Origin of the sequence: Paenibacillus xylanilyticus (assembly GCF_009664365.1) — a bacterium.
In the GTDB taxonomy this organism is placed as follows: Bacteria; Bacillota; Bacilli; order Paenibacillales; family Paenibacillaceae; genus Paenibacillus; species Paenibacillus xylanilyticus_A.
In genome coordinates, this window is sequence record NZ_CP044310.1 from 631,481 (window position 1) to 655,977 (window position 24,497).

Below are 24,497 nucleotides of genomic sequence, written 5' to 3' on the forward strand. Positions count from 1 at the left end.
AGCTGAACTTGTGTTAAAACAAGTTTCAATAAATAGTGATACTGTATGAGCGAGTGATCGAATGGAACGACTTTTGGATTTGCGCAAGCAAACCAAGGGAAGAGACAGCTCGAACACGAGCGAATTGGTTAAGCTACTAAGAGCACACGGAGGATGCCTAGGCGCTAGGAGCCGATGAAGGACGTGGCGAACAACGATACTGCCTCGGGGAGCTGTAAGCAAGCTTTGATCCGGGGATGTCCGAATGGGGAAACCCAGCTGGGGTAATATCCAGTTACACCTAACTGAATACATAGGTTAGTGTGAGGCATACCAGGGGAACTGAAACATCTAAGTACCTTGAGGAAGAGAAAACAATAGTGATTCCGTCAGTAGCGGCGAGCGAACGCGGAACAGCCCAAACCAGAGAGCTTGCTCTCTGGGGTTGTGGGACGTCTCACATGGAGTTACAAAGGAGCCGGTTAAACGAAGAGGTCTGGAAAGGCCCGCCAAAGAAGGTAAAAGCCCTGTAATTGAAAGTCTGCTCTCTCCGAGACGGATCCCGAGTAGTGCGGGGCACGTGAAACCCCGTATGAATCCGGCAGGACCATCTGCCAAGGCTAAATACTTCCTAGCGACCGATAGTGAAGCAGTACCGTGAGGGAAAGGTGAAAAGCACCCCGGAAGGGGAGTGAAATAGAACCTGAAACCGTGTGCTTACAAGAAGTCAGAGCCCATTTTAGGGGTGATGGCGTGCCTTTTGTAGAATGAACCGGCGAGTTACGTTCCCGTGCAAGGTTAAGGTGAAGAGCCGGAGCCGCAGCGAAAGCGAGTCTGAATAGGGCGAGTTAGTACGTGGACGTAGACCCGAAACCGGGTGATCTACCCCTGTCCAGGGTGAAGGTGCGGTAACACGCACTGGAGGCCCGAACCCACGCACGTTGAAAAGTGCGGGGATGAGGTGGGGGTAGCGGAGAAATTCCAATCGAACTCGGAGATAGCTGGTTCTCCCCGAAATAGCTTTAGGGCTAGCCTCGGAAAACAGAGTCGTGGAGGTAGAGCACTGATTGGGTGCGGGGCCCGCAAGGGTTACCAAGCTCAGTCAAACTCCGAATGCCATAGACTTACTTCCGGGAGTCAGACAGTGAGTGCTAAGATCCATTGTCAAAAGGGAAACAGCCCAGACCATCAGCTAAGGTCCCCAAGTGTGTGTTAAGTGGGAAAGGATGTGGAGTTGCACAGACAACCAGGATGTTGGCTTAGAAGCAGCCACCATTGAAAGAGTGCGTAATAGCTCACTGGTCGAGTGACTCTGCGCCGAAAATGTAACGGGGCTAAACACACCACCGAAGCTATGGCTTGATGCTTGCATCAGGGGTAGGGGAGCGTTGTATAAGGGTTGAAGGTGTACCGTAAGGAGCGCTGGACATTATACAAGTGAGAATGCCGGTATGAGTAACGAAAAGATCAGTGAGAATCTGATCCGCCGAAAGCCTAAGGGTTCCTGAGGAAGGCTCGTCCGCTCAGGGTAAGTCGGGACCTAAGGCGAGGCCGAAAGGCGTAGTCGAAGGACAACAGGTCGAAATTCCTGTACCACCGTAAATCGTTACGAGCGATGGGGGGACGCAGTAGGGTAGTGACGCAGACTGATGGATGTCTGTCCAAGCAGTGAGGCTGATGTGTAGGCAAATCCGCACATCGTAAGGCTGAGCTGTGATGGGGAGTGAAAATTACAGTAGCGAAGGTCATGATCTCACACTGCCAAGAAAAGCCTCTAGCCAGATGAAGGTGCCCGTACCGCAAACCGACACAGGTAGGCGAGAAGAGAATTCTAAGGCGCGCGGAAGAACTCTCGTTAAGGAACTCGGCAAAATGACCCCGTAACTTCGGGAGAAGGGGTGCCCCGGTAGTGTGAATAGCACGAGGGGGCCGCAGTGAAAAGGCCCAAGCGACTGTTTAGCAAAAACACAGGTCTGTGCGAAGCCGTAAGGCGAAGTATACGGGCTGACGCCTGCCCGGTGCTGGAAGGTTAAGGGGAGCGGTTAGGAGCAATCCGAAGCTGTGAACCGAAGCCCCAGTAAACGGCGGCCGTAACTATAACGGTCCTAAGGTAGCGAAATTCCTTGTCAGGTAAATTCTGACCCGCACGAATGGCGTAACGACTTGGGCGCTGTCTCAACGAGAGATCCGGTGAAATTTTAATACCTGTGAAGATGCAGGTTACCCGCGACAAGACGGAAAGACCCCATGGAGCTTTACTGCAGCTTGATATTGAATTTGGGTACGATCTGTACAGGATAGGTGGGAGCCTTTGAAGCATGAGCGCCAGCTTGTGTGGAGGCACCGTTGGGATACCACCCTGATCGTATCTAGGTTCTAACCTGGTGCCCTAAGCGGGTACGGGGACAGTGTCAGGTGGGCAGTTTGACTGGGGCGGTCGCCTCCTAAAGAGTAACGGAGGCGCCCAAAGGTTCCCTCAGAATGGTTGGAAATCATTCGAAGAGTGCAAAGGCATAAGGGAGCTTGACTGCGAGACCTACAAGTCGAGCAGGGACGAAAGTCGGGCTTAGTGATCCGGTGGTACCGCATGGAAGGGCCATCGCTCAACGGATAAAAGCTACCCTGGGGATAACAGGCTTATCTCCCCCAAGAGTCCACATCGACGGGGAGGTTTGGCACCTCGATGTCGGCTCATCGCATCCTGGGGCTGAAGTAGGTCCCAAGGGTTGGGCTGTTCGCCCATTAAAGCGGTACGCGAGCTGGGTTCAGAACGTCGTGAGACAGTTCGGTCCCTATCTGTCGTGGGCGTAGGAAATTTGAGAGGAGCTGTCCTTAGTACGAGAGGACCGGGATGGACGTACCGCTGGTGTACCAGTTGTTCCGCCAGGAGCACCGCTGGGTAGCTATGTACGGACGGGATAAGCGCTGAAAGCATCTAAGCGTGAAGCCCCCCTCAAGATGAGATTTCCCAGTATGTAAGACCCCTTGAAGACGACGAGGTAGATAGGCTGGGGGTGGAAGTGCAGTAATGCATGGAGCTGACCAGTACTAATCGGTCGAGGGCTTATCCAAATTGCAGGTTTTAAGTCGTAAGTTTCGTTTCGGATCTAGTTTTCAGAGAATGATCTCTGAGCGTAGCAGCATCGTTTGGTGGCGATGGCGGAGGGGTTCCACACGTACCCATCCCGAACACGACCGTTAAGCCCTCTAGCGCCGATGGTACTTGGACCGAAGGGTCCTGGGAGAGTAGGACGCTGCCAAGCAAAGAACCACTGCCGAAGATACTCGGTGGTGGTTTTTATTTTATATTCAAGTAAGGTTATTATAAAAATGACTATTAAATAAATACAAGAGAAGGCACTATTCTAATTGAATAGTGCCTTCTTCTATTATGACTCATAAACACACTCGTAGTTGAGAAATAAATCGGGATCTACCCGGTGGGGTGTTGCACTATATCATTTGTTCTTTTAAAATGAAATTCTTATCTATTTGTGACTTCTTATATGTTTACGACCAGTTAGCAGCCTGAGGCTCTTTTTTCTTGCGGAGATTGAGCAATCGGTAACGTTTGATGTGTTCCTTTTTCTGATTCTCTAATAATTGTTTAACGCCTCTAATAAGAAGCCGATATCTTAATTCATCATCATGCCCAAGTTTATGCATTTCTTCGAAGTATGCCTTGTCCATTCGTTCGTGCACCATCCAATCAGGTTAATCATTTAACTTTACCATAGTGATCTCAACATATTCTGAACAAGTATGGGCTCGATGCAACAACGGACAGCAATGGCCGTTTCGATATCCGAATATAGTTGGGGAAAGTGGGTTAAGTCCAAATTTGAATTAATTCGCTTTCTATGACATTCAACTGAATATGGATGTGAAAGACCTGTCTAATCCATGGATTAGGCAGGTCTTTTAACTGTAAAGTTAAGATCTATTCAATAGTCAGACTCTCAATCCTCTCCGAAACAGTACGTTTCCTATAGTAAACGGCAATTGTCACGAGAACTAGCATCTCAGAGAGAGGCACAGCAAGCCAGACACCTGTTACGCCCCAGAGAGATGGAAGGATAGCAATTAGTGCAATCATGATGATCATCTCACGTGCAGCCGTGATCCAGATTGCCATTTTGGCATTCCCTATTGATTGGAAATAGGTACTCATGACGAAGTTGATTCCCATAAACAGGTAGGCAAAAGTAAATATTCTCAAACCGTAGACAGCATTGCTTTTGACACTCTCACTGAACTTTCCGAAGATCTGAACGAAGTAAGGTGCTCCCCATTGCACAACAAGCAGCAGTATAACACCGCAAGCCAGAGCCGTCCTGGAGGCTATGCGAATGGTTTGTTTTTCACGCACCATCTGTTTGGCTCCATGATAGTAACTAACCAGAGGTTGGGCAGCAGAAGCCAGCCCCAGAAAAGCGAGCAAAACTACACCATGGATATAATTCAGTACCGTAAAGGATGCTACACCATCCGTACCTGCGATCCGGTCCAGTGAAATGTTGTGTGAGATGGAGAAGACAGACATGCCGAGTTCGGCAAGAAAGCTGGGAAAACCTATAAGAACAATGGTTCCGAACAGTTTGGTATTCCATTTGAACCGAGTGAAGACAAGGTTATTGGATTTTTTGAAAAAGTGAGACAACAGGACAAGCAGGGCTAGGGATGCCGAGATGATCGTACCGATGGCCACACCTTGTACACCCCATTCGAGTACATATAGAGTTATATAATTAAGAACGATATTGGCTACGGCAAATGTGATCTGTGCGTACATGGAGGTATTGGGATCACCGTCGTTACGGACAAAGATCGTCAGGGCATTTTCAATGGTGAAGACAAACCCGAACAACAGCATGATGTTTATATAGTCAGCGGCATAGGGGAATGTCTCTGCATTAGCGCCCAAAGCGTAAACCAGTTGGTCCTTTAACGTGAATGCGGTATATCCTATAGCCATCGTAATTAACAGAATAATCGTAATTGATTTTGTGAATATTTGTTTGGCCGTGGTCATATCCCTTTGACCCATATAGTTGGAATACAGGGTAGCTCCGCCCATGCCGATCCATAACGACATTGCTACGAAAAGGGTGTATACGGGTGAAGCAATACCAATTCCGGCGAGCGCAGTTGATCCAAGTTTGTGCCCAACCATGATGCCATCAATAATAAAATTAAAAGCAATGACCAGCATCCCAAGTATGGATGGCACAAGGTAGCTTACAAAAGCTTTTCCTACGGATTGCCTTTCGAGGGGATGCGTCCAGTTCGTGTTCATAATAACCTCCATTTAATAAACTGAATGTTCATTCTGTAATAAATAATACTGAACGTTCGTTCTGTATAATAACACGGGATGAATTTGCTTGGCAACTTTTCCTTGTAAACCTCGTTTATGTAGTAGAGTTACTGTGGTCTTTATTAATAAAGAAGGGGGCTGTTGTATGAAGCAGAACAAATATGATGAGGCAGAGTTTTTCAGGAACTACAGTCAGATGGCTCGTTCTACTCAAGGGCTTGAGGCGGCGGGTGAGTGGTATAAACTGCGAACCATGCTACCTGAGTTGAAGGACAAAAATGTTTTGGATCTGGGCTGTGGCTTTGGCTGGCACTGCCGGTACGCACGGGAGCAGCAGGCCAGATCAGTTATTGGCGTGGATCTATCTGAGAATATGCTGCAGCGTGCACGGGAAATGACGGATGATTCTCGGATTGAGTACAAGCATATGGCCATTGAAGATATTGAATTTGCCCCTGAACAATTCGATGTGGTTATTAGCTCGCTTGCTCTGCACTACATTGAACAGGTGGATCAGGTATTTGCTCAAATCCATGCTTGCCTTGTCCAGGGTGGTACATTGGTATATTCAGTGGAACATCCGATCTTCACGGCTCGTGCTGCGCAGGATTGGCACTATGGGCCTCAAGGTGAGATTATGCATTGGCCTGTAGATGACTATCATCAGGAGGGAAAGCGTGTTACCAATTTCCTGAGTCAGGACGTAGTTAAGTACCACCGGACGTTGGCAACCCATCTGAATGAACTGATCCGGGCGGGATTTGTGATTCAGCAGGTGGCTGAGTCCAAACCTTCACCTGAGATGATGGATCAGATCCCGGGTATGCGAGACGAGAATCGCCGTCCCATGTTTCTCATGATCGCTGCGGTTAAAGCTTGAGCTATCTGTAAAGCTGATTAGAATGGTTAGTATTAGGCTGCATAGCATGGATAGGGCTTAACCAGTAGGTTCAGATCGTTGGAACCCTGCTGGTTTATTTTATTTAATTTTAGAAAAGAAAATGAGAAAATGACCGGATCGGGAACCAAACCGGAATGGATACAGTCTTATGAAGTGAGGTGAACATCCGTTGGAATATCAATTTCTGGCCCAGGCCCAGACGATCGACAATTACACACTCAGCAGCATGATGGATGACTATGGGAATGATGTGTGGAACTATGCTTATTTTTTGACCAGAAGTACAGAGCAGGCAGATGAAATATCACAGCAAGTATTTATTCGGGCATACTCCGGGATCAAACACTTTCGCGGGGAGTGCTCCCTGAAAACCTGGTTGCTTACCATTACAAGAAATACGACATTTACATACCGGAAATCGAGGTTTTTTCGCAGCAGTTTATGGGGGGAGACGCTTCCGATCGAATCAGAACAGGGACCTTCACATATTCGTGAGATGACGCCTGCACAATATGCCCATCCTTCAGCTGAAGCCGAGGTAATAAGTAGGGAGCATGTACATGAGATATGGGATATCGTTATGGCTCTGCCGGATAAGTTTCGTGAAATCTTGTTGCTGCATCTGAAGTACGAGCTCACGATGAACGAAATTGCAGAAATGTTGAGAATCAGTACAGGTACAGTGAAATCGAGATTATCACGGGGCAAAGATAAAGTGCGGAAACAATGGGAGGAGAGAAATAGATGAGGTTCAAGGTTGAGGACTGGGAAAAAGAAATCCGCAAGGAGCCGTTTGCATCGTCTCCTTTTCAAGACCAGCACAAGCAGAATGTACTTCGCCAGGTGGAATGGATGAAATCGGGTGAGGAACATGTCTATGATGCTCCAGATTATAAACAGAAACAACATACTATGAAGCGGAACCGTCGCACTGTTCGTTCACGTCCCCGGAAAGTTGTTGTAGTGACAACAGTTGCGGTAGTAGCTGCAGCAGCTATCTTATGGAATGGACAGGTTCTGGAACCCATTGTAGAGAAAGTTTATCCTGTGTCTGCTCTGCAGCTCTCGGATGACCCTAGCATGAACCTGCTAACAAGCGAGATGAAGCAAACTGTGGCTATGACGATGAGAGACTATCTAGGCAAACAACTGGAGGTCCAATACGCTAAGAAAGGGCCAATTACTGGCTGGGTATATATCGAGGCTGGCGACGTGAATAAATCAGAGTATGCCAAGATGTGGCTGGATGGGAAGACTGGAGCACTGGTGGAAGCCGATATGCGAAGTGAGATGCCTGGGAACGAGCTGGAGCACCGATTTTTACGTCAAGTTCCGGGGCTTCTTAAAGGAATTAACAGCGATCCAACGCTGAAGCCAATCTCAGCCAGACGTTATGTGAAGATGAAGCAGGGTCAGGAGGAGCCTGTATGGTTCACCACATTATTTTTGGAAAATGAGAAGGGCAGTGGTAGCATTGAGTGGACACGAGATGAAGCAGTTTCGGTATCTGGTACAGTGAGTACCGACACAGTGTCCCAAGATTTGATAACCCATGCGAGAAGTACGATTGAAGCCTTGTCTGGTGAGCCAGCACCTGCTTTGAAAAGTGTAACGTTTACTCAAAATGATAAACAGCTTGAGGAAACAACGGACCTGTATTTTGGTGATCGATATGTGGTAAGTCGTGTTGGTGGGAGATTTAGTAATGAATATACTGTAATGGATTTTCAGAGGGTGGTTCCAGATTTCGTCACCATAGAGGCTCATGAGCAGTACATTGAGAAATTACTTACCTTGGATGAAAAAATAATCAGGCAGAATGCAGAACCCATAATCCAAAAAATGTTCGGTATTGATCTTGATAAATATACCTTTGAGCGGGATACAAACAATGTTGGCATGGCAACATTCCGCTTGGAAGAGATGTCCAATACGATTCAAGTTCGTTATGAAGAAGATGCACGCATTACCATGATTACAATATCAGAACTTTAAGTTTAATCCGTATGATACAATCCTAATAGCTGAGGAATTGAACATAAGGAGAGCATAATGAAATATTTGGTGAGTTCATGTCTGGCAGGAGTAGCTTGCCGTTACAACGGAACAGCGAGTCTGGATGAGAAGATTCAGGAGCTCGTAGCTCAAGAGCAGGCCATGATGGTCTGTCCGGAACTGCTCGGCGGATTCTCCACCCCGCGGGAACCGGCAGAGATTATCGGAGGTACAGGCAAGGATGTGCTCACAGGCACAGCACAGGTGATGGAGAGAGGTGGCAGGGACGTTACCGATCTGTATATTAAGGGAGCCTACCAAACGCTGGAATGGGCCAAAAAGCTCGATGTTACTTGCATTGTGTTGAAGGAATTCAGTCCTTCCTGCGGCACACAAGCCATCTATGATGGTCACTTCGCTAATCACAAGGTACAAGGTGAAGGCGTCACCGCCGCTCTGCTTCGGCAAGAAGGCTATGAAGTCATTTCGGAAATTGAATTCATGAAACAATTTTAAAGCATACAAGGTATGGAACAAGCTGCCCAGGAGAATAATCATATTCACGAAGCGGCTGTTTCTCTTTGTAACGACACAATACTTACTTTTAAATACTGAGCAACAATAATGTGCGTACTTTTAATTTGTGGTTATAGATTCTAAACTAATACTTAAGCAAGTGAGAAAATAATGAAGACACCCAGAGTCAGCATACCATTCAATAATAAAAGAGAAGGACGTGGAGTTTAATGGAGCCTACAACACAAACAATAAAAAAGGAAGAAATTTTAAACGCATATCATTTCCGGCATGCAACGAAGGTATTTGATGATTCACGCAAAATTACAGCGGAGGATTTCGAATTTATTCTCGAAACAGGAAGGTTATCACCGAGTTCGATCGGATTCGAGCCATGGAAGTTCTTAATTGTGCAAAAACCGGAGCTCCGCCAGCGCTTGTCTGAAGTATCCTCTGGAGCGCAGAAGCAATTGGCAACGGCGAGCCATTTCGTGGTGATTCTGGCCCGAACAGATGCAAGTTATAATTCCCCTTATGCGGAGTACATGCTCAAAGAGATTAAAGGTATGCCGGATGATGTGTTCGAGTTAACAAGTGCCGCATACGGGAATTTTCAAAACAACCAGCGTCTGCTTGAGAACCCAAAAACGCTATTCGATTGGGCATCCAAACAGACTTATATTGCACTCGGCAATATGATGACCTCAGCAGCTCTTATCGGCATCGATTCTTGCCCTATTGAAGGCTTCAGCTACCAGGATGTGCATCGTATCCTCGAAGAAGAAGGTTTGCTGGAAGATGGAGCGTGGGACATTTCGATGATGGCGGCTTTCGGCTACCGTATAGAGGAACCCAAACGCGAGAAGTCTCGGCAGCCTCTGGACAAGATTACACAATGGATTGAGTAAATAAACCATCCGAAGTAAGCCTCGGTTATCTTCTGTAACATCAAGGAGGTAGCAGGGGCTGCTTTGATAAATGTATACAAAACTTTATAGAAATGAAGCTTGCTTATACATAGATATCTATGTATAATGGGGACATGCCAAAATATAATGCAATTGCACTAATCGCAAGAATCAGGGATCATGTGAACAAACGCATTGTTCAGGAACTGGAACAGCATGACGTTACGGGGATTGTTCCATCCCATGGTGACATTTTGATGTTTTTGTATCGTGAAGATTCGCTGTCCATCAAGATGCTGGCTGAACGCGTCCATCGCACACAACCAACAGTTACCGTGCTGGTGAACAAGCTGGAGAAGCTGGGTTATGTGGAACGCAGCAAGAGTGCGGAAGACAGCCGTGTGACATTGATTCGCCTCACAGAGCGAGGACAGCAGCTGAAGCCCATTTTTGAACAGGTATCGGAAACGATTCAGGACATGGTCTATGGTGGAATGACAGATGAGCAAGCGGAACAGCTGGAAAGTCTGTTGATTGGAATTGTTCATAAGTTATAAAAAAAGAAAAAAATTTTTTTGAGTAAAAACATAGATATCTATGAATTGATCTTTTAAGTATCAATTGCTCCATTATGTAGCAGCATAATATAACAATAACCTGGAGGTAATCTATTATGAAACATCTTATCGTATATGCACATCCCCACGCAGACAGCTTCAATCGCGCCATTCTAAACACAGCAGTAGAAGCACTTGAAGCCCAAGGTCATGAGGTTGTTGTTCGTAATCTGTATGCCCTGGAATTTCAGCCTGTATTGAGCGCAGCTGACACGGCATCCATGCGGGCAGGACAGAATCCACAGGATATTGCGACAGAGCAAAAGTTTATTACGGATGCCGATGCAATTACGTTTATCTACCCAATCTGGTGGACTGGGCTGCCGGCAATTTTGAAAGGGTACGTTGACCGGGTATTTGCATATGGTTTTGCTTATGCTTCAGGCGAAGCAGGAATCGAGAAGCTGTTAACAGGCAAAAAAGGACTGATCATCAATACACACGGAACACCTAGTGACATATATGACCAGATTGGCATGACTGCTGGCATGAAAATGACCTCCGATGTCGGAATCTTTGATTTTGTAGGCATTGAGTCCGTGGATCATTTATTCTTTGGCAGTATCGGATATCTGGATGATGCGGCTTATCAATCCATGCTGGAGCAAGTGAAGCAAACGGTAAGCACTAAATTCTAACGAAGACTAATACAACAATTGGCAGGTCGATTCGCACGATGAATCGACCTGTTTGGTTTGCAAAACAGAAGAAAGGGGGTATAATCTACCCATGGAACCTTTACTCATATTTAAAGCTTTGTCCAACGAGACACGCAGGCAGATACTGTCATGGCTCAAAGATCCGGAGCAGCATTTCTCAGCTCTGGAATTGTCCCAGCATCCCGATGGAGGGAAGAGCGGGATCTGTGTCGGAACCATTCAGATGAAGGCTGGATTGGCTCAATCCGTCATATCCAGTTATTTGCTGACCATGCTCAAAGCCGGGCTGCTCCTCTCCGAGCGCAGGGGCCAGTGGACGTATTATCGCCGCAACGAAGAAACCATTCGTCAATTTGCCGAGTATGTACAGCACGAGTTATAAAGCCGGACGCCAGGACGGAAGCAAGAATGCAGCAGCAGGCGGGGATTCCGTCCGGATGTAAACGGCGAAGAACAAGGCTGGTACTTCTATTTTTATGTGTTTTTACATCTATATATCTGGATATACAAAAATATATCTCATCAAAGGAGAACTTCTCATAATGACTACTGATAACCAAGCTTCATCCCATAAACAACATATTAACGACGTTAAGCTGTCCATCCTGGATCTGGCTCCTGTCGTTGTGGGTGCAACACCTGCGGATGCGCTCCGTAACAGTCTGGATCTGGCACAGCATGCGGAGCGTTGGGGATACCATCGCTACTGGGTTGCTGAGCATCATAATATGCCTGGTATTGCTTCTTCCGCTACATCGGTAGTGATCGGATACCTGGCAAGTGGCACGAACACGATTCGTCTCGGGTCCGGTGGCATCATGCTGCCTAACCATGCACCACTCGTTATCGCCGAGCAGTTCGGTACACTGGAATCCCTGTATCCGGGCCGTATCGATCTTGGACTGGGCCGTGCACCAGGTAGTGACCGCCGTACATCGCTTGCACTGCGCAAAGATCTGAACAGCGGAGAAGACTTCCCGGAATTGCTGGCTGAGCTGAGAGCGTACTTCGATGCATCAGCTACCTCCTATCATGCACCTGTTCGTGCGGTGCCGGGTGAAGGGTTGAACATCCCGATTTACCTGCTCGGTTCCAGTGATTTCAGTGCACGTTTGGCTGGGCGGCTCGGATTGCCGTTTGCTTTTGCCAGCCACTTCTCGCCCGATTATACTCGCATTGCCCTTGAAACATATCGAAGCAGCTTCCAGCCTTCCGACACACTGAAGGAGCCGCATGTTATTGTAGGTGTGAATGCGGTTGTTGCAGATACCGATGAAGAAGCAGCATGGCTCGGCACAACGATGCAGCAGCAGTTTCTGAACATCATCCGCGGGACGACAGGACTGGTACAGCCACCAGCCGATATGGAAGGCAAATGGACCGATCGCGAGAGAGCTGGAGTGGAACAGACGCTGAAAGCTGCTGTGAACGGCTCACCTGAGACGGTACGTGGACAGCTTGAATCCTTTATTGCCCAGACACAAGCGGATGAGCTTATTATTACATCCATGATTTATGACCATCAGGCACGTCTGCATTCTTATGAATTGATCGCACAATTGGCGGGTAAAGCATAACTTTAACGGTACATGAACAAGGAATAGAATATCGGTTCAATAACGGGTCGCCCTCGCAAGAGGCGGTCCGTTTTTGCTTATCAAAAACCCATCTCAATGAATAGATGAGGCAGTTCTGATTTTTTAGGGTAAAATGACATTACGGTCTATTTTGAAACGGTTAAAAGAGCCGTACGTATAAACCAAGAGCATTATACATATGTTGGCTTGTACAAGTTTCTTTATTCGCATGTGCATGAGGCATGCCGTATGAAAGCTTATTTTTTATCATGATCAGATACATAAGAGAGGAAGACATGCCCATGGAGCAACCCGAACAACCCCGCATTTGGCCGGATCGGTTTAAGCGGTTTTTTCTGAACAACAAGTTTGTCCTATTTCTGCTGATTCTGCTGCTGGTCGGATTAAACGTGATGGTGCTAACGAAGATATCCTTTGTACTGCATCCAGTTGCGGTGCTAATCAAGACGATTGTACTGCCTATCATTCTGTCTGGTATCCTCTACTATCTGCTGAATCCGCTGGTGGATGTGATGGAAAAGTGGAAGATTAAGCGTGGATGGTCGATACTGATCCTATACCTCGCGATTGGCGGCATTTTGACGGTTGTGGTATTGGCAGTCATTCCAGTGCTTCGCAATCAGATTATGGGACTTATCGCCAATTTCCCGATGTATAGTGAAAATGTCAGACAGCAGTTCGAGGAGCTTACCGGCAGTCAGCTGTTCAGTCAGGTCCAGGAAACGGTGAACATGAACTGGCAGGATTGGTGGGGAACGATCTCCGAGAAAGCAACAGAGATTCTGAATTCCACCTGGAACAAACTCGGCGGTTTCCTTGGCGCTTTTACCGAAACGGTATTATCCATTGTAACCGTACCATTTATTCTGTTTTACCTGCTTAAGGACGGGAAGAAGCTTCCGGAGAAGATCCTGTCGTTTCTGCCGATCAAAAGCCGTACGGGTGCCATGGAGGTACTTCACGACATTAACCACCAGATCAGTTCGTTCATTCGCGGGCAAATTATCGTGAGCTTCTGTATCGGTATCCTGCTCTATATTGGTTATATGGTCATTGGACTGGATTACGCATTGATTCTGGCCATTATCGCTTCCTTTACCAGCGTGGTGCCGTATCTGGGACCTGCGATTGCCATTACGCCTGCACTCATTGTGGCGCTGGTGACTTCTCCAGTGATGCTGCTGAAAATGGTGGCGGTATGGACGATTGTACAGCTAATTGAAGGGAAGTTTATCTCTCCACAGATCATGGGCAAAACGCTCAAGATTCATCCGATCACAATTATCTTTGTCATTCTGACATCAGGCAATCTGTTCGGTGTGGTAGGCATTCTGCTGGCCGTTCCGGGTTATGCAGTGCTTAAGGTCTGTGTATCCCACATCTTCAATTGGTTCAAAAGCCGTTCCGGTCTGTATGATCCAAACAAAAACAATCTACTGTAGATACTGCATGTGGAAAACGGTACCCTTAACGAAAGAGAACCCCTGTCATCGGCAGCAGCCGAAAGACGGGGGTTCTCTTTGTCTGAACAGGCTGGCTTACGCCTAGCCATGTTTAATATGCTGGAGCGTTTGCAGGAAGATTTGCTCAATATGCGTATCATCCAGAGAATAATACACCGTCTTGCCTTCCTTGCGGCGCTTGACGATCCGCATGTTGCGGAGTGAACGCAACTGGTGTGAAATGGCCGACTGTCCCATATCAAGCAGCACCGTCAGATCATGTACACATAATTCCTTCTGCAACAGCGCATCAATAATACGTAGTCGGGTTGGGTCACTGAATGCCTTGAACCAATCCGCCATCTCGGAAGAAGTCTCCCGATCTATAAGGGAAGTGCGGATGGACTCTACGTCCGCTTCCGTACCCGAGCAGGCCGCATCACAATCCGCTGGCGCTTTAACCGGTTGTTCCATTTCCTATCACCGCCTATGCTAACAACTATACGCCTATTATATCCAAAAAACGTCTAAAGCGAAATGATTACTATTAGCATATTCTGTCTGTAAAATCAACATCGATCGTTGACACTCCAGTTTAGGCGTGCATATAATAGAGTTAATCAAACATATGAATGATTGCTCATATATTAACTTCAATTAAAATGTTCATGCTGCTTCGAACTGCAAAGGGGAGAATTCACATGGGAACCGGTCAGGAACAGGTGAAACGGGAACTGCTGCTGGATGGATTGGATTGTGCCAATTGTGCGCTGAAGATTGAGAATGGTGTCAAAAAAATTAAAGGTATTACGGATTGCTCCGTTAATTTCGTAACCAAAACCCTGCTGGTGCATACAACTTCCGATATGGATGAGCACGTTATGGAAGAAGCGAAGCGTAAGGTCCTGCGGCTTGAGCCGCACATTCGCATCTCGGAAAAAGGGAGACCGCCGCTAGGCAATCAGGCTTCTGCCGGTCTGGGAAATCCATTAGACGGCCAACTGCACACACATGCAGGTCATTCTCATGACCATGCTCATCATGAAGGGGCGCATCACCATAGCCATGGTCACGGTGCTCATCATCATGCACATGATCATCACAGTCATGCCGGGCATGACCACGGTCATTCACATGATCATGATGCGCATGCCGGGCATTCACATGATCATGATGCGCATGCCGGGCATTCGCACGAGCATGGTGCAGGACAGACGAAGGTGCTGCTTGCCCGGCTTGCTGCCGGCTCTGCCCTACTTGCTGCGGCCATCTGGTCCCCACTGGACGGATGGGCACAGCTCGCTCTCTATATCGTTGCTTATCTGATTGCAGGAGGAGATATCGTTCTCCAGGCGTGCAAAAACATCATTCGTGGTCAGGTATTCGACGAGTACTTCCTGATGTCGGTTGCAACGATTGGTGCTTTTGCCATTGGGGAGTATCCTGAAGGGGTAGCGGTTATGCTCTTCTATCAGCTTGGGGAGCTGTTTCAGGGAATGGCGGTTAACCGCTCTCGCAAGTCGATTCAGTCGCTTATGGACATTCGCCCGGACTATGCCAATATTCTGATCGGTTCTGGTGATGAGACCAAGCGTGTCTCTCCGGAAGATGTGCGCATCGGTAATCATATCGTTGTCCGTGCGGGTGAGAAGGTTCCGCTGGATGGAATAGTGAAGGCTGGACATTCCATGGTGGACACGTCCGCTCTTACAGGAGAATCCGTACCTCGGGAACTGGAGCCCGGAAGTGATGTACTCAGTGGTTTTGTGAATAAGAACGGTATGCTGACGATTGAAGTGACCAAAACCTTCGGAGAATCGACGGTATCCAGGATTCTGGATCTGGTGCAGAACGCCAGCAGCCGCAAAGCAAAGACGGAACACTTCATCAGTAAATTTGCCCGTTATTACACCCCGGTCGTCGTTATTCTTGCAGCGCTGATTGCGTTCGTACCACCGCTCGTGCTTAGTGACGCAGCATTTGCCGAATGGATCTATCGTGCACTGGTCTTTCTGGTCATCTCCTGTCCATGCGCACTGGTGGTTTCCATTCCACTCGGATTCTTCGGCGGGATTGGGGCGGCATCCCGTAACGGGATTCTGGTGAAAGGCAGCAATTACCTTGAAGCATTGAATGATGTGAAAGTGGTTGTTTTTGATAAAACGGGTACACTAACCAAAGGTGTATTCAACGTAACGGCTATTTGTCCGGAAGGTGGACGTACAGAAGGTGAACTGATGGAACTCGCAGCGATCGCGGAGGCCCAATCGAATCACCCCATCGCCGAATCCATTCGCTCAGCCTGGGCCAAAGATATCCGTACACAAGGTGTTGAAGGATATGACGAGGTTGCCGGACATGGGATCAGAGTCCGTGTGGATGGCCGTGAAGTGCTGGCAGGTAACGCCAAACTGATGGAACAGGCGGGTATTACTTATACCAAGCCAGAGACGGTAGGAACAGTGGTACACGTTGCTGAAGCAGGCGCTTATGCCGGCCATCTGATCATTGCGGATGAAGTGAAGGATGATGCTGCAGCAGCGATACAGGCACTGAAGACACTTGGCATCCGCAAAACGGTCATGCTCACAGGCGATGCCAAAGCTGTTGGTGTTGCCGTAGGCCAGCAGCTGGGAGTCGATGAGGTATACGCTGAGCTTTTGCCGCAGCACAAAGTTGAACGGCTGGAAGAACTTGAAGCGGGCAAGTCTCCGAAGGAGAAAATGGTGTTTGTCGGGGATGGCATCAACGATACACCTGTGCTGGCTCGTGCGGATGTAGGTGTAGCCATGGGAGGACTCGGGTCTGATGCTGCCATCGAAGCCGCAGATGTGGTCATCATGACGGATGAACCATCCCGATTGGCAAGCGCCATCCGCATTGCGAAGCGGACACGAATGATTGTCTGGCAAAATATCGGTTTCGCCTTGGGTGTTAAAGTGATCTTCCTGCTGCTGGGAGTGTTCGGCATAGCCACCATGTGGGAAGCCGTTTTCTCCGATGTGGGTGTCACGGTTCTGGCCGTTCTGAACGCCATGCGGGTGCTGCGCGTGAAGAACATATAAGTTTTCGAAACGAACGACGCGGCTCTTCGTATATACGTAGAGCCGTTTTTTATTTTTATGGCTGCAGGCATGTTAAGAGGTATGTTTGAAGAGAAGGGGAGAACAATTTGGCAGGAGCAATTGTAGGGTTAATATGCGGAGTGTGCTATTTCGTGCTGGGGATAATGCTGTTCAAAAAACCGCCGAAAAAGATTAATGGCATATATGGTTATCGTACCCCGCGCGCCATGAGTGATCCTGAATTATGGGACGAAGCTCAGCGTTACAGCGCAAACCTGATGATGCAGTTTGGGGTCATTATTACGGTGTTTGGTATTCTTGGATTCTGGTTTACCGATGTACAGGCACTCGTACTCAGTCTGTTTGCAGTTGCATTCTATACGTTCAGACTGTTTACAAAAGTAGAAGGGCGCTTAAAGGAAGTACAGCATGCTCAGAAGCGGAAGCAAAGCGAGCAAGGTGCATCATAGAATCGTAGTTGGATGTAAATAAGAAGGAGCAGAAGATCCGCGAAAGCGGGTCTTTTTGTGTACATGGAGGTTCATGGCGTTGCTACAATTAAAATCTAACGTTGACGTTAACGTTATAATTATATATAATTATGTACATAACATTATAGACATATAAAAGTGAGGTGAAGGAAATGAGCTTGTATAAGATCGACGACGTAGCCAAGGAATGTGGTTTGACGAAGCGTACCATCCGGTATTACGAAGAGATTGGTGTCATGCCTTCACCTCAGCGGACGGACGGTGGCACGCGGCTGTATACGAGAGAGGATATCGACTATTTGAAAAAGGTCGTCCGTGCCAAGGAAGTGCTTGGCTTCTCTCTACAGGAACTGCATACGTATATCGCAATGGCTGATGTGCTGAATGAGCAGCGATTTGATTACCAGCAGACAACCGAAGTGAAGGATCGGATTGAAAAACTCACGAGCATGGATGAAACGCTGGGTGGTCAACTACAGTTAATTGAACAGAAACTGCAGAGTATTCATGCCGTACAGGCAGAGCTGGAGGAATTGCGAGAACGGGTGCAGAACGGGATTCAGCGATTACAGAAGAATGAAATTACGGAACATCCGGAAGACGGATAAGCAAGAGAGTGATCTATAATTCCATAAAAACGAAATCGTGCAAGCACCGGGAATCCGGTGTCATTTTGTGCCGTTTTGTTTCATTTTCTTTTGAAAATGATATGAAATTTTCATGTATTACAATCAGATTTCAATTCATAACCAGGAGGTATCATGTATGAAAAGAGAACCATCATTACCTGACGAACTGCCGTCATCACGCGGAGGATTACTGTCCCAACCACGGGCGGTATGGGCTGTCGCCTTCGCGTGTATCATTTCATTTATGGGACTGGGATTGGTTGACCCCATCCTGCCTGCCATTGCGGATCAGCTGCATGCATCCAAAAGCCAGGTTTCCCTGCTCTTCACGAGTTATAACGCCGTAACGGGGATTGCCATGCTGATTACTGGCGTTGTTTCCAGCCGGATCGGTGTCAAATGGACGCTGCTTAGCGGGATTTTGCTAATTGTCGTCTTCTCTGCTCTGGGCGGAACATCAGATACGGTTGGTGCCCTGGTAGGTTACCGCGGAGGCTGGGGGCTAGGTAATGCCTTGTTTATCGCTACAGCGTTATCGGCAATTGTTGGTCTATCCACTTCGGGGACAGCCAAAGCGATTATTTTGTACGAAGCCGCGCTGGGTCTTGGGATTGCCGTAGGTCCACTGCTTGGTGGTGAGCTTGGTTCCATTTCATGGCGTGGTCCATTCTTCGGCGTTGCCGTCCTGATGATGATTGCCTTTATCAGCATTACGTTTATGCTGCCTAAAATGGCCAAGCCGAAAACACGCAGTTCCTTGTCCGATCCGTTCAAGGCACTGGGGTATTCATCCCTGAAAACATTGGCTATTACAGCCTTTCTGTATAACTTTGGTTTCTTCACGTTGATGGCTTACTCACCTTATGTCATGAATCTGGATGAGCACGGACTTGGTTATGTGTTCTTCGGCTGGGGCCTCATGCTTGCGATAACGTCTGTATTCGTGGCACCAAGACTGCAGCGTCGATTCGGCTCCGTTCCTTCCATGAGTGTGATGCTGACCCTGTTTGCGATTGACCTCATTGTTATGGCCGTAGGTACAGTAATGGGATCGTCCACAACGGTCATTGTTGCTGTTATCGTTGCCGGGATCTTCCTTGGTATCAACAACACATTGATTACGACGGCTGTTATGGAGGCTGCTCCGGTTGAACGTTCGGTTGCTTCGGCAGCTTACAGCTTCGTACGTTTCCTTGGCGGTGCGCTGGCACCTTGGCTTGCAGGTAAATTATCGGAATGGTTCCTGCCGGAAACACCGTTTTATTTTGGCGCATTGATGGTATTGGTTGGTGTCGTGGTTCTGCTTGTACGCCGTAGACATCTGCGTGATATCGATGCAGCAATTACACATTAATGGATGGGGGAATTGAAATGCTGGAACGAATCGTAGTGGCTGTTGATGGGTCGGATCATGCGCATAAAGCATTGGAAACAGCTGTTGACTTGGCTGAAAGTTTGAAGCATCCTGCCAGATTGATTATTGTGCATGTGAATCCTTCCGTATCATTGAATGAACCAGCTCTGGGAGTAGACCTCGAAGCACGAATTGCGGAAGAAGGACAGCATATTATTGCACCGGTAGAACAGCTGTTGTCCGGACGTTCTATCCCTTATGAGACACTGCTGATTGCCGGGGACCCGGTAAACGAGATCTGCCGAGTGTCGCAAGAGAGAGAGTGCAGCCTCATTGTAATGGGTACGGGCGGCAAAAGCGTACTGGCCGAAATTGTCGTTGGCAGTGTCAGCCACGGTGTATTGAAACATGCAGAATGCCCGGTCTTAACGGTGAAATAGGACTCTGCCATCATTAAGGTTGGGTTGAAGATACTGCTGTGGTGTATAAATAGATAAAGGATAACTGCGATCACAAGGTTGTTCTGTCATGGACTTGACCCACTATAACTATTTAGGTCAGACCTGCAGCATTGATGGATTGGAGGATTCAATAATGAAAAAACAACATCTCTTTATCGGTGGTAAACCCACGGAATCCGTAGAATATAAAGCACTTCAGGCACCCTATTCCGGAGAAACATTGGCGGAAGTGTCTACCGCTTCAGCGGAGGAGGCAGAAGCAGCCATAACAGCTGCCGTTAAGGCTGGCAAGGAGATGCGCAGCATGCCTGCTCACCGGCGTGCAGACATCCTGTACAAGCTCTCCGCCCTGCTGGAAGAGCGGAAGGAAGAGGCAGCACGAGTGATTGCGCTGGAAGCGGCCAAACCAATCACGGCTGCGCTTGCGGAAGTGGATCGTACGGTGGAAACGTACCGTTTTGCCGCAGAAGAAGCGAAGCGGCTCACAGGGGAGACCGTTCCCCTGGATGCAGCCAAGGGCGGCGAAGGGCGCATCGGATATACCATGCGACAGCCTCTGGGTGTCATCGGGGCAATTACGCCGTTTAATTTTCCGATGAATTTGGTGGCACACAAGGTTGGACCTGCACTTGCAGCAGGTAATACCATTGTTCTGAAACCAGCTGAGCAGACACCGTTGTCTGCCTACTATATTGCGAACCTGCTTCAGGAAGCCGGGTTGCCGGATGGTGCATTAAACGTGGTAAGCGGGGAAGGCAAAACGATTGGTGATGTGCTCGTATCCGATCCGCGCGTAGCCCATATTACATTTACGGGCAGCCCAGCGGTAGGTACTAGCATTCGCAGTCAGGCAGGATTGAAACGGGTAACGCTGGAACTTGGATCAAATGCAGCTGTCATTGTGGATCAGGATGCAGATCTGGACAAAGTCGTGCCAAGATGTGTGACAGGTGCTTTTACGTATCAGGGTCAGGTATGCATTTCATTGCAGCGCATTTACGTACACAGTGCTATCGCAGACGAATTCATACGCCGCTTCGCGGAAGCCGCGAAGCAAGTCGTGACAGGAGATCCGCTGAACCCGGATACGGTTGTTTCGGCACTCATTACAGCCAAAGACGTCCAGCGGACACTGGAATGGATCGAAGAGGCAAAACAGGCAGGAGCTACGGTCGCCGCAGGAGGAGAGGCCGAAGGGGGCGTGCTGCGTCCAACCGTACTCGTTAACGTGCCGCGTGATGCCAAGGTGTCGTGCCAGGAAGTTTTTGCACCGATTGTTGTTATTAATACGGTGAATTCGGTCCAAGAAGGCATTGATCACGTGAATGATTCCATCTATGGGCTTCAGGCGGGTATTTTCACGAACAATATCCATACTGCACTGCATGCAGCTGATCATATCGAGGCTGGAGGAGTCATGATTAACGACATTCCTACGTTCCGGGTGGATCACATGCCATACGGTGGTGTGAAGCAGAGCGGTATGGGACGTGAAGGTGTCAAATACGCCGTTGAAGAAATGACAGAACTCAAATTTGTCATGTTCAATAAAAATTAAGGATGCTTGCAAACAGGCTGTTTTGCCCTGTCTAACATGAAGTAATAATAAGGTCCTGCACCCAATGTAGTTGGTGCGGGACTTTTTCTTATATCAATCCATAGGAAATCGTGAAAACACTTTCGATTTCCCTTCTGACCCCCGGTTCACATCCCATCAGGCGGGTATAAATATTTTACATACCGCAAAACAATCGATTAATTGTTGTTCCAATCTTGTACCTAACGTAATCAACATAAAAAGCAGTATGAATAAGCCTGAATCATCATGCAGTGTAGACAGGAGGTGTTGCGAATGGCATATACCATGGCGGACGTATCCGGCATGTCCGGTATCAGTCTGATTGAATTGAGCCAATATGTGAAATCAGGTTGGCTAACACCTGCATTTGCAGGTAGAGACCAAAATGAAGTTTATTATGAGAAACCGGAGCTGTTGAAGCTCCAGCAGATTTTGTTCTGTAAGGAGCTGGGAGTGGAGCAGGAAGAGATCGGCTCCATGCTGCAGGAAGATCATCGTGATATCATTCATATGATGCAGCAGCAGCGCATTCAGCTGCTTGAGAAAGCATTGCATTTGCATGGCTTGATCCAGACTCTGGACAAAACCATTTCCCATTTGCAGGGAGAATATGAGCTTGAGGTTCGTGAGTTGTATCAAGGTTTTGTCAAAAAAGGGCATCACAATATGCTGCCTGATTCAACGGAGGCACCGAACCATGAACCGGTCATAACGAATAACTGGCATCCAGCACAATCTGAACCAGCCATATCTTATGACGGGGAACTCAAAACCAAAGAAGATTACCTGGATTCCCAGGAAAAAATAGACCGAATCAACCGGGACCTGCAGCGGGCGATCGAAGATGGCCTTACACCTGAATCCCCGGAAGTTCAGCACATCATTGGCAGACATCTCGAATGGGTCAAGGATTACTACACGCCTACTGCGGAAATCTATCGTGATTTGGGCAATCTGTATGTGGAGCATCAAAATTTCCGCCAAATGTACGACGGTTATCATCCGAAGCTGGCTGAATTTTTGCGAGACGGCATGATGATCAAAGCGGAACAGGAATTGGCCTAGATGCATAGAGTAACCATGGGCGAGCAGAACATGGATGTAAAGGCATAAACCAAAAAGCACAGACCACTAATGGTCTGTGCTTTTTGGCTATCTTCAGTACGTATTGCTGTAACGACCTGCTTATTATAGGTACAATGACCTTCGGCAGAACCGTGATTACAGCTGCTCTGTGAGCAGTTTGACGGCCTGTTCCAGGAAAATACGATCTTCGTCGTCAAAACGGTTTTTGATCGGGCTGTCGATATCGAGCACCCCGTATAATTCGCCGTCTTTGATAATGGGCACGACAATCTCACTGTTCGATGCGGCATCGCAGGCGATATGACCTGGAAAAGCATGAACATCGTCAACAACGAGTGTACGTCGTTCCGCCGCAGATGTGCCGCATACCCCGCGTCCGAGCGGAATACGGATGCAGGCAGGCAGCCCTTGGAATGGACCAAGAACAAGTTCTTTGCCATCATACAGGTAGAATCCGACCCAATTGGTATCGGTTAAAAATACATTGAGCAGCGCCGCAGCGTTTGCCAGATTGGCAATGGCGCTTGGTTCATCGCGGATCAGAGCACTTAACTGTCCCAGGACGGCGGTGTGCTGCTCGCTTCGTGTTCCTTCATAGGAAACAGCTTGAAACATGGTGAATCACCCTCCCGAGCAAAGATGGTACTTATTTTCAAGATAGTGCAGTGCTTGCCTTTAGTCAAGCGGAGGATTTCGGTAGAATGTTGATTAAGAAGGGAAAACCCCTGTAAATTCATCCTGTTTCTCAGCTTCTCGCACGGGGTAATTACTTAGCAATCACGGAGGGCTATAACCCTGGAAGGAGTTTGGATTATGCACGCAGAGGTACAGAATCTTTTTGTACGGATTCATCTTCTATATTTGGCCCAAAATCAGGATTTGACCGTTGGTGACGCACTGCCCCTTTTGGAGGAGCGCGGCTATCGTGTTGGCGAGCGGGAGATCAAGCAGGAGCTTGAACATCTCACGCAGGAGAACTTCCTGACCGCCCATGGCGACCAGTGGAGCCTGACCGGGACAGGCATTGAAGAGTATAAGGAAATTACGGCAGTGCTTGGCCGGGTCAGCGATGAGCTGCTGGGAGCAGATAAGAAGGCTTCAACCGCCTGAAGATGAAACTCTGGCAGGACAAGTTGTTACGGGACAGCTCGATTGAATCATACGTACAACAAGACCGGGACCCTTGCGGCCCGGTTTTTTTGATATCAAAACCGATGACTGAACTGTTGCCAATCGGCGCAGGTTATGTTTAGATGACTATTGAATCTTATGGTCTGCAGAGATGGATCGGATCGGAGTGTCTTTTCATGTATAAATCCAAAGGGAGAATTCCCGAACTCGAGACAGCACGACTTCGTCTGCGCAAAATGCGCCGCCGGGATGCGGCTCAGATGTTCGCATACTGGTCAGACCGGGAGGTGACCCGCTATATGAATCTGGCGCCGATGATCGGGACAAGTGAAGCTGCGGATATGATTGGGTTGCTTAATCATATGGCAGGGGAAGAGGAGGCGATTCGCTGGGGCATCGAGCTGAAGGAGACTGGCCGTCTTATCGGAAGCTGTGGATACAATACATGGCAGCTTGAAGGCGCATTCCGCGGAGAGATTGGTTACGAGCTGGGTCGTGACTACTGGCGGCATGGATATATGACCGAAGTGTTCTCGGTGATGCTGCCTTTCGGGTATGAGACCATGGGGCTTAACCGGATAGAAGCATTGGTCGACCCACGAAATGCCGCTTCCGGAGAGTTTCTAATCAACCAAGGCTTCACGCGTGAAGGTCTGCTTCGCCAGGTACAGCATACGTCAACAGGATTTAAGGATATGGTGATGTACTCCCTGCTGTACGATGAGTGGCTGCGCAAGCACCGTAAATAAACAGAGAACAAAGAGAGAAG

At 48.1% G+C, this 24,497-nt stretch carries 23 protein-coding genes and 2 rRNA genes; 21 read left to right on the forward strand and 4 right to left on the reverse strand.

What is annotated here, in order from left to right; all coding sequences use genetic code 11:
• Window positions 1–126: 126 nt before the first annotated feature.
• Window positions 127–3,051, forward strand: a 23S ribosomal RNA gene (locus F4V51_RS02975).
• Window positions 3,052–3,125: 74 nt separating this feature from the next.
• Window positions 3,126–3,242: ribosomal RNA gene (rrf, locus tag F4V51_RS02980) — 5S ribosomal RNA — on the forward strand.
• A gap of 247 nt (window positions 3,243–3,489) precedes the next feature.
• On the opposite strand, the gene F4V51_RS02985 is transcribed toward rrf, so the two are convergent.
• Together F4V51_RS02985 and F4V51_RS02990 are read right to left on the reverse strand one after the other, a co-directional pair.
• Window positions 3,490–3,669 (reverse strand): hypothetical protein, encoded by a 180-nt coding sequence (locus tag F4V51_RS02985; protein WP_153976788.1) that lies wholly within the window; start codon window positions 3,667–3,669, stop codon window positions 3,490–3,492.
• 250 nt (window positions 3,670–3,919) lie between these two features.
• Window positions 3,920–5,275, reverse strand: a complete 1,356-nt coding sequence (locus F4V51_RS02990) for an MATE family efflux transporter (RefSeq protein WP_153976789.1) — start codon at window positions 5,273–5,275, stop codon at window positions 3,920–3,922.
• A gap of 166 nt (window positions 5,276–5,441) precedes the next feature.
• On the opposite strand from F4V51_RS02990, the gene F4V51_RS02995 reads away from it, so the two are divergent.
• The 10 genes from F4V51_RS02995 to F4V51_RS03040 all read left to right on the forward strand — a co-directional run bounded on the left by F4V51_RS02995 (window position 5,442) and on the right by F4V51_RS03040 (window position 13,932).
• Window positions 5,442–6,176: a class I SAM-dependent methyltransferase gene (locus tag F4V51_RS02995; protein ID WP_153976790.1), complete on the forward strand. Its 735-nt coding sequence runs from the start codon at window positions 5,442–5,444 to the stop codon at window positions 6,174–6,176.
• A gap of 190 nt (window positions 6,177–6,366) precedes the next feature.
• A complete protein-coding gene (locus tag F4V51_RS03000) occupies window positions 6,367–6,945 on the forward strand; it encodes an RNA polymerase sigma factor (protein WP_153976791.1) in 579 nt (192 codons plus the stop codon).
• Window positions 6,942–8,192, forward strand: a complete 1,251-nt coding sequence (locus tag F4V51_RS03005) for a hypothetical protein (protein WP_153976792.1) — start codon at window positions 6,942–6,944, stop codon at window positions 8,190–8,192. Before F4V51_RS03000 ends, F4V51_RS03005 begins: the two co-directional genes overlap by 4 nt.
• Window positions 8,193–8,249: 57 nt before the next feature.
• The gene (locus F4V51_RS03010) at window positions 8,250–8,708 is read left to right on the forward strand and encodes a 2-thiouracil desulfurase family protein (RefSeq protein ID WP_153976793.1); all 459 of its coding nucleotides are present in this window, start codon (window positions 8,250–8,252) and stop codon (window positions 8,706–8,708) included.
• A 230-nt stretch (window positions 8,709–8,938) separates the two neighbouring features.
• The gene (locus tag F4V51_RS03015; protein ID WP_153976794.1) at window positions 8,939–9,616 is read left to right on the forward strand and encodes an NAD(P)H-dependent oxidoreductase; all 678 of its coding nucleotides are present in this window, start codon (window positions 8,939–8,941) and stop codon (window positions 9,614–9,616) included.
• A 134-nt stretch (window positions 9,617–9,750) separates the two neighbouring features.
• The gene (locus tag F4V51_RS03020) at window positions 9,751–10,173 is read left to right on the forward strand and encodes a MarR family winged helix-turn-helix transcriptional regulator (RefSeq protein ID WP_153976795.1); all 423 of its coding nucleotides are present in this window, start codon (window positions 9,751–9,753) and stop codon (window positions 10,171–10,173) included.
• Between the two features lie 116 nt (window positions 10,174–10,289).
• Complete coding sequence (locus F4V51_RS03025; RefSeq protein ID WP_153976796.1) at window positions 10,290–10,871, forward strand: NAD(P)H-dependent oxidoreductase; 582 nt, start codon at window positions 10,290–10,292, stop codon at window positions 10,869–10,871.
• Between the two features lie 91 nt (window positions 10,872–10,962).
• On the forward strand, window positions 10,963–11,274 hold the full coding sequence (locus F4V51_RS03030) for an ArsR/SmtB family transcription factor (protein WP_153976797.1): 312 nt from the start codon (window positions 10,963–10,965) through the stop codon (window positions 11,272–11,274).
• A 160-nt stretch (window positions 11,275–11,434) separates the two neighbouring features.
• Window positions 11,435–12,469, forward strand: coding sequence for an LLM class flavin-dependent oxidoreductase (locus F4V51_RS03035; protein WP_153976798.1), 1,035 nt, complete (start codon window positions 11,435–11,437; stop codon window positions 12,467–12,469).
• A 302-nt stretch (window positions 12,470–12,771) separates the two neighbouring features.
• Window positions 12,772–13,932, forward strand: a complete 1,161-nt coding sequence (locus F4V51_RS03040) for an AI-2E family transporter (protein WP_153976799.1) — start codon at window positions 12,772–12,774, stop codon at window positions 13,930–13,932.
• Window positions 13,933–14,034: 102 nt separating this feature from the next.
• Here the strand turns inward: F4V51_RS03040 and F4V51_RS03045 are convergent, their stop codons facing one another.
• Entirely contained in the window at window positions 14,035–14,406 is a 372-nt protein-coding gene (locus F4V51_RS03045; protein ID WP_095362085.1) for an ArsR/SmtB family transcription factor, read from the reverse strand.
• Window positions 14,407–14,633: 227 nt separating this feature from the next.
• Here F4V51_RS03045 and F4V51_RS03050 point away from each other — a divergent pair, with 227 nt between their 5' ends.
• The 7 genes from F4V51_RS03050 (at window position 14,634) to F4V51_RS03080 (ending at window position 22,576) form a co-directional block, all read left to right on the forward strand.
• On the forward strand, window positions 14,634–16,997 hold the full coding sequence (locus tag F4V51_RS03050) for a heavy metal translocating P-type ATPase (protein WP_153976800.1): 2,364 nt from the start codon (window positions 14,634–14,636) through the stop codon (window positions 16,995–16,997).
• Between the two features lie 107 nt (window positions 16,998–17,104).
• Window positions 17,105–17,467, forward strand: coding sequence for an SdpI family protein (locus F4V51_RS03055; protein WP_153976801.1), 363 nt, complete (start codon window positions 17,105–17,107; stop codon window positions 17,465–17,467).
• A 173-nt stretch (window positions 17,468–17,640) separates the two neighbouring features.
• Window positions 17,641–18,096, forward strand: coding sequence for a MerR family transcriptional regulator (locus F4V51_RS03060; RefSeq protein ID WP_153976802.1), 456 nt, complete (start codon window positions 17,641–17,643; stop codon window positions 18,094–18,096).
• A 157-nt stretch (window positions 18,097–18,253) separates the two neighbouring features.
• Entirely contained in the window at window positions 18,254–19,471 is a 1,218-nt protein-coding gene (locus tag F4V51_RS03065) for an MFS transporter (RefSeq protein WP_153976803.1), read from the forward strand.
• Window positions 19,472–19,488: 17 nt separating this feature from the next.
• A complete protein-coding gene (locus tag F4V51_RS03070) occupies window positions 19,489–19,911 on the forward strand; it encodes a universal stress protein (RefSeq protein ID WP_153976804.1) in 423 nt (140 codons plus the stop codon).
• Between the two features lie 154 nt (window positions 19,912–20,065).
• Complete coding sequence (locus F4V51_RS03075; protein ID WP_153976805.1) at window positions 20,066–21,490, forward strand: aldehyde dehydrogenase family protein; 1,425 nt, start codon at window positions 20,066–20,068, stop codon at window positions 21,488–21,490.
• 294 nt (window positions 21,491–21,784) lie between these two features.
• Window positions 21,785–22,576 (forward strand): MerR family transcriptional regulator, encoded by a 792-nt coding sequence (locus F4V51_RS03080; protein WP_162009886.1) that lies wholly within the window; start codon window positions 21,785–21,787, stop codon window positions 22,574–22,576.
• A 156-nt stretch (window positions 22,577–22,732) separates the two neighbouring features.
• Here F4V51_RS03080 and F4V51_RS03085 read toward each other — a convergent pair whose 3' ends face one another.
• Window positions 22,733–23,212: a GAF domain-containing protein gene (locus F4V51_RS03085; RefSeq protein ID WP_095293228.1), complete on the reverse strand. Its 480-nt coding sequence runs from the start codon at window positions 23,210–23,212 to the stop codon at window positions 22,733–22,735.
• Between the two features lie 198 nt (window positions 23,213–23,410).
• On the opposite strand from F4V51_RS03085, the gene F4V51_RS03090 reads away from it, so the two are divergent.
• Window positions 23,411–23,707 carry a hypothetical protein gene (locus tag F4V51_RS03090; protein WP_095293227.1) on the forward strand — a complete coding sequence of 99 codons (297 nt, stop codon included), beginning with the start codon at window positions 23,411–23,413 and terminating at the stop codon, window positions 23,705–23,707.
• 197 nt (window positions 23,708–23,904) lie between these two features.
• Window positions 23,905–24,477: a GNAT family N-acetyltransferase gene (locus tag F4V51_RS03095; RefSeq protein ID WP_153976807.1), complete on the forward strand. Its 573-nt coding sequence runs from the start codon at window positions 23,905–23,907 to the stop codon at window positions 24,475–24,477.
• The last annotated feature ends 20 nt before the right edge of the window (window positions 24,478–24,497 follow it).